The organism is uncultured Microscilla sp., assembly GCF_947493425.1.
Taxonomy (GTDB): domain Bacteria; phylum Bacteroidota; class Bacteroidia; order Cytophagales; family Microscillaceae; genus Microscilla.
In genome coordinates this window covers 1-6,336 of sequence record NZ_CANLRP010000280.1, presented here as the reverse complement: position 1 = coordinate 6,336, position 6,336 = coordinate 1, and the positions used below count along the sequence as shown (strand labels likewise).

At 39.0% G+C, this 6,336-nt stretch carries 4 protein-coding genes; 1 reads left to right on the top strand and 3 read right to left on the bottom strand.

Features of this window, described 5'->3' with window-relative positions; all coding sequences use genetic code 11:
* Positions 1 to 899: 899 nt before the first annotated feature.
* Positions 900 to 2,705 (bottom strand): amidohydrolase family protein, encoded by a 1,806-nt coding sequence (locus tag Q0954_RS32290; RefSeq protein ID WP_299465605.1) that lies wholly within the window; start codon positions 2,703 to 2,705, stop codon positions 900 to 902.
* Positions 2,706 to 2,859: 154 nt separating this feature from the next.
* Entirely contained in the window at positions 2,860 to 4,056 is a 1,197-nt protein-coding gene (locus Q0954_RS32285; RefSeq protein ID WP_299465602.1) for an AraC family transcriptional regulator, read from the bottom strand.
* An 813-nt stretch (positions 4,057 to 4,869) separates the two neighbouring features.
* On the opposite strand from Q0954_RS32285, the gene Q0954_RS32280 reads away from it, so the two are divergent.
* Positions 4,870 to 5,460 (top strand): hypothetical protein, encoded by a 591-nt coding sequence (locus tag Q0954_RS32280; protein ID WP_299465599.1) that lies wholly within the window; start codon positions 4,870 to 4,872, stop codon positions 5,458 to 5,460.
* Between the two features lie 246 nt (positions 5,461 to 5,706).
* On the opposite strand, the gene Q0954_RS32275 is transcribed toward Q0954_RS32280, so the two are convergent.
* Positions 5,707 to 6,192, bottom strand: coding sequence for a hypothetical protein (locus Q0954_RS32275; protein ID WP_299465597.1), 486 nt, complete (start codon positions 6,190 to 6,192; stop codon positions 5,707 to 5,709).
* Positions 6,193 to 6,336: the final 144 nt, after the last annotated feature.

The window sequence follows — 6,336 nt, the reverse complement described above, 5'->3', positions numbered from 1 at the left end:
AAGAATGGGCTATCAAATACAAAAAATAGCTTCCTGATTATCAGTAGATTATGAAATTGGTAGATGGAAGTCGGTAGACCATAGTGGCTTCGCGCTCATTAGGAATTACGAGTTTGAGAATTACGAATTGGGCAAAGCCATTAGTCCGGAGCTAGTAGTCTGTAGACCATAGTGGCTTCGCCTTCATTCGTAATTGATCCATTCGTAATTCGTAATTGAATATTAGTCCATAGTTAGTAGTCTGTAGACCGTAGTGGCTTCGCCTTCATTCGTAATTGATCCATTCGTAATTCGTAATTCGTAATTTAGTCTGTAGACCATAGTGGCTTCGCCTTCATTCGTAATTGATCCATTCGTAATTCGTAATTGAATATTAGTCCGAAGTCAGTAGTTTGTATACCGTAATCGCTTCGCGTGAATCTGTAATTATACTCTTAACGGCATGGATAACCGAAAACTGTTGATTCTATTGTTGCGCTTCGCTGATTGTTAAATTGTTAATATTGTTGCGTAAAGCGATCTTTAAATTGACAAGTCAAAATCGGTTTTTTATCCGTTCAAAGTACAATACTCCGCAGTGATTTTAGCCAAAGTTGACTACTGATTACCTTCGGTGAGCACCGATATACATCGGTATCTAAGGACTCGCCGGAGGCTCGGTTATCAGTAGGTTATGATTTTAAAAACTATTTAATTGCACGGCGTAGACCTAAAGCTGAAACTCTTTTAAAAATAAAGTGGGTAAACAACTTTAGTATAAACTACTGATTTACAGGGTTTAATAAGGCAAACATTTACTCGAATCAGCTATGGACTATGGACTAAATGCTGTGGACTATTGAAGTATGCACCCTAGTTTCTATCTAAGGGCTTAAGCCAGAGAAGATTGCCATCAACAATCAATGCTTCAGTCTACCTAGCACTTTTTTCAGGTTTTTGTAATATTTCTTCTCTGTTTCATTGCTTTGTTTGTTAAGCTTCAAGGCATTTTTATAAAAGACTGCAGCTCTCTGCTTATTTCCCATAGCCAGCAGCAAATCACCCAAGCCTTTGTAAGCTCTATAAGATTGTGGGCGCATTTTAGCATTGGCTTCCATCAACATTCCTGCTTTTTCAATTTCACCTGCCTGCAACAAACCATAGGCAATTTTCAGTAATGGAGCTTCATCTATTTTATGTTTCCCTTGGTGGATTTCCCGAATAACTTTACCTACTTGCTCAGGAGCTACTTTTTTACCCAAAGTACTGCCTAATGACCGCGCAAATTTTTCACCCAAAGTCTTCTTTTTTGCCGCACGTTGTTTCAAATAACGATTAAGTTTGTGAGGCACATAAGTTTGTTTTTTTTGCTTTACTTGCCTGGCTACTTCTGTCAACATTTGCTCACGGGCAGTTTCATCATACACTTTCCCATTTTTTATTACCAAGGTTACTTTCTGAGTATTGCTGATATTTTCTAACGGGTTGGCAGACAACAACACCAAATCGGCCTTTTTACCTTCAACTACAGCCCCATAGTCTTGGGTAATCTCCATAAACTCTGCTGCGTTCAGAGTAGCCGCTCTTAGAGCTTCTAAAGGCGACAAACCCATTTTTTTGACCAACAACTCAAGTTCCTGGTGCAGGCTCCACCCTGGCAACATGGGAGGCACAGGCAAATCAACCCCCGCCAGTATTTTCACTCCACTTTGATGCATTTCTTTGCTGTAAGCGTGAAACTTCTCTAACCACTTGTGCCAAGGTGAGGGAGGAGATTCTTTCCACATTTCCTGGTTGAGCTTCCAAAATTCTATCATCTCTGGATGAATGTATTGACGACGCGGATCTACCTTGTTGGCTTCATCATATACTATAGCATTGGTTTTGGCCACTGGGGTCAAGTGTGCGTTTTCATCGGCCATCAAGGTAGGAGTATAATAAACCTGGCATTGTTTCATAGTAGTGTACACTTTTTGGCGTTCTTCCTTTGTTTTTTTCATCAGTGAAAAGAAAAAAGCATGTTCCAGTCCCACAAACCCAGTCTTGACAGCTTCTTCTATGCTTACCTGGCGATCGGGCAAGTGTCCGACCAACTTTAACCCCTGTTTTTTGCAAGCATCGGCTATGGCAAAAAAGGTTTTGCGATCTATCACATTACGCATTTTCACAAAATCTACTCCTATAGATTTGATTGAATCTATGATTTGATGGGCATGTTTGGGGTTATGTACCACTATGCGCTCTTTTTTAAGTTCCTCCTCACCAAAAATTCCTTTGACTGCATTATACCAGAGGGCATTTTCAAGAATGGCGCCTGGGGTTTTAAACACAGGCATCAAACGTTTGCCTGTCTTTTCTTCAATTCTCCAACGCTTTAGTTTAGCATAATCTCCTCCCATATCACGCACACCTGTCACCCCATTGGCAATAAACAAAGGAAAAGAGGTTTCACCCACCATAGACAAATGCACGTGCATATCCCACAAGCCTGGAATCAAATATTTGCCCTGGGCATTTATGACCTGAGCTTTGCGAGGAATATTAAGGTTTTTACCAATTTTTTTGATGCGATCTTTTTCTATGATCACGGTTTGGTGGGGCTTGACTTTTCCTGATTGTACATCTACTATCTGTACATTTTGTAGCACCGTGGTTTGGGCCTGAACCACGATATTTAGCAGGAAAAAAACAACCATCAAGCAATTTTTTTTAGGAGCTATTTTCATTGGGGTTATATGGTTTTATTAAAACAATCATTGAACTAATGTTGCAAACTTACCCACCCCTGCCTATACATTCGCCTCTCCTTCTAATCAGACACTTCCACTTTGTCACTCCTTATAAGGTAATTAATTTAAATCATTGATAATTAACATCTTACTATTTTTTAGGTATGTTTTCATTTTGTTTCATGGTTCGGTATGTTGAAGGAGTTAGTTGGGTCATTTTTTTGAAGGCTCGGTTAAATGAATTTTTGTTTTTAAAACCTGCCTGATAAGCAATGTACAAAATGGTATACTGTTCGTTGTTTTTATCTTGCAAAAGCCGTTGGGCTTCTTGCACCCGATAATTGTTTATAAAATCATAAAAATTGCTGTGAGACTGTTCATTGATTACTTGTGAAAGTTGGTGAGGAGGTAATCCCACTTTTTCAGCAAGTTTGCCCAAGGTAATGTCACTGTCCAAATATAATTTTTCTGTCTCTACCTGACGTTGTAATTTCTCATACAAGGTTTTGGTTTGAATTGCAGACAAGGCTGTTTTTTGGTACTTACTTTTGGAGTTCTGCAATTTATCAGAGGTTTTCAGTTTTTTGGATTGTTCATTTATCAACTCCCCTGAGATTATCTCAGGTTGGCGCATTCCCATAAAGCCAATTAAAAAAATGATCACAATAAGGCCTACTGTAGCTACCGAATCTGAGTGATTAAATAGTTGGTAATACCCTCCCACATGCACCAAAAACATTATTCCTAATACAAATAGCACCCACCCCGAATAAACATACAACAGTATTTTTAGCCATTCCAGGTTTATTTTATCCAATGCAGCAAGGTTATTTTTAAGTTTTTGAGTAAATTTTCGCAACATCGCCAACACCACTCCTGTATAAATCAACACATGGAAAGTTTTAAAGATGAGCATCCAGGGAATAGTACCAACAAAGGGTTCGTCAGTGTGTTCCTTATTCCAATATTTGAGGTTGGCTACTATTTCGGCATCACTAAACAAAAAATTGATGTACACAATATAAGTGGTATAAAGCACAAAGGGCAAAAAATGTAGCCATCCTCTTGGCTTGAATGCTTGCTGACCTATGAGCGTACAAGTGTAAAAATAAAGCATAGGTCCCATCAAAAACAAAACTCCAGTCAAGCTGGTAAACATCCAAGGGTAACGTTCATATACACCACTTTCAAACACCCAACCCGCTAGTGCAGTCAAAGTAAAGCTCCCCACAAAGCCTGCTAACCAGCGATTAGCCACTTGGTTCCCTCTATTATGAAACAACAGCATTGCTACAAGGTACAAGCCCTGTATCACTCCTACGATATAAATGGTTTGGTATATGTTCATTTGTGTCCTCAAAATCTATAAGCCAAAATACGAATTTTCAAAACAAAAGCTTCTAAGTGAACCCCAAGGCAACCTCAAATACAACATTGTCTATGAACTTGTTGAAGGTTTAGCTTCGCTGAGCTTGCCCTAAAGGGCTGCGGTTCTCCAAATGATTCAAAACTAGCTTTTTAATTTTTGCGCTCAAGCATAAACATTAAACAATCTATATCAGTACCCATGGATCAATTATGAATGAATCAATTACGAACCAACCTCAGGTAGCTCTGCGTAAGCTAATTACGAATTGTTTAATTACGAATTACGAATGTGGCAAGGTCATTTGTAATTTAGTCCGGAGTCAGTAGTCTGTAGACCATAGTGGCTTTGCGCCCATTAGGAATTACGAGTTTGAGAATTACGAATTGGGCAAAGCCATTAGTCCGGAGTTAGTAGTCTGTAGATCATAGTGGCTTTGCGCTCATTCGTAATTCGTAATTCGTAATTGAACTATTCGTAATTGAATATTAGTCAGTAGTCTGTAATCGCTTTGCGCTCATTCGTAATTCCCTCATTCGTAATTTAGTCGGTAGTCTGTAGATCATAGTGGCTTCGCCTTCATTCGTAATTGATCCATTCGTAATTCGTAATTTAGTCTGTAGACCATAGTGGCTTCGCCTTCATTCGTAATTCGTAATTGAACAATTCGTAATTAATAATGTTGTATATTCGGCCGCAGAAAGTGAATACTTGAATCAAAGGAGACCAGAAACCTTTCAACAAACGGGGCAGAACCGAAAAGCCATACGAGTAGGAAAATACAAAAGTAAAAAAATGAAAAAAACGATTTTAATGTGCGCATTGGCGTCAGGGTTGTTATTTTCTTGTGGCCAGAAAAAGCAAGCAAAAGAAGAAAATACAACACAAACAGATACTACAGCAAAAGATACTAAAGAAACTACTACTTCTAACGATACAACTGTAGACAAAGAAAAGGTAGTAGCGGCTCATAATAACTTGCGTAGTGAAATTGAGACAAAAATAAAAGAGATAAAACCTATCGAGGTTTCGACCAAGGAATTGAGAGAAAAAGTAAAGCAAAAGTGGTCAAAAATAGAATTTTATGTACTTGACAATCAAGTAGTAAGAGTAAAAACTTACCCTCACGAAAATATAAGTAAAAGAACTGAGGAGTTTTATTTTAAAGATGGTAAACTAGCCATAGCGACCATAGAAGATGATGGCAGTGCTCCCAAAGACAAAGAAAAAGGAAGTATTGAGAAAGCGTATTATTACCAGGACGATAAACTTGTGTCTGAGGTGAATAACTCAAAAGAAGCAGAATTTAACATCAAAAACTCTGAAGCCGAAGAGTTGTTACAAGAAGCCAAAGAATACCTGGAAGTATACAAATCAAAAAAATAAATTGTAATGCTTAGCCTATAAGACGCTTCTAATAATTCCAGCTATGCAATTAAATATTTTATTCATTACCCACCCACCAATTGCAAACCCCGCAAAGTGGGGACATTGTATTCACTTGAATCACTTTATTTTTCAACTGTTACGTTAGAGTACAAAAAGTTTGACTTTTCACCCTGTTTGGAGCATTGCATACAAAAGCCACAAAGTGCTCAATTTTAAGCGCCTTATGGCCAGTGTTTTAATTGGTCAATTTAAATTCACCTTCAATGGCTTCAGCTTTTTGCCCGAAAAAGCTCCTTGTTTTTTGAGCAAAGTAGCCAAAAATGGATTTGCTACACTTACTCCGTGTACTAGCTCAGGCGTAGGTGTAAACTCTGCTACTCCTACTGTACGAGGGGCAATCCAGCCCGACAATTCAGGGTCGAGTCCAGCGCGTTGGCACGCATTTTTTACCAGGGACTTATTGCAAGTAGCTTCCCCTTCAAACACCTGCCAAGGCAACGGCAAATGCTGCCATACCTGTGTATTGGGCTCCAACCCACTGCCTGCGGCCCGATGCCAAGCCGACAAGTCACCCGCTATCAAACGCATCACCTTACCAAAACACATCGTATCCAGCACAAACTCTGCCCCCATAGCATAGATCATATTCATCCAGGCATCACGGGCTTTGTTCCAGGCTCCAGCGGTAATATTCCAGGTAGACGAGTCATTGCCTCGCTTTACCACCATCGTTTTTTTATTGATTTGATTATCATGCCATAACTTTTTGAGAATACCTGCCAGTTCTTCCAGCAGGCTAGTGTACCAGGCAATAAATAAATGTGGAATTAATTATTATCTTTGTGTGAGCAAAATTTAGCAATAATGAACAGA

Coding starts and splice junctions, on each gene's coding strand:
- Q0954_RS32285 (WP_299465602.1), bottom strand. CDS start 4,056: ATGAACATATACCAAACCATTTATATCGTAGGAGTGATACAGGGCTTG.
- Q0954_RS32275 (WP_299465597.1), bottom strand. CDS start 6,192: ATGGTGGTAAAGCGAGGCAATGACTCGTCTACCTGGAATATTACCGCT.
- Q0954_RS32280 (WP_299465599.1), top strand. CDS start 4,870: ATGAAAAAAACGATTTTAATGTGCGCATTGGCGTCAGGGTTGTTATTT.
- Q0954_RS32290 (WP_299465605.1), bottom strand. CDS start 2,705: ATGAAAATAGCTCCTAAAAAAAATTGCTTGATGGTTGTTTTTTTCCTG.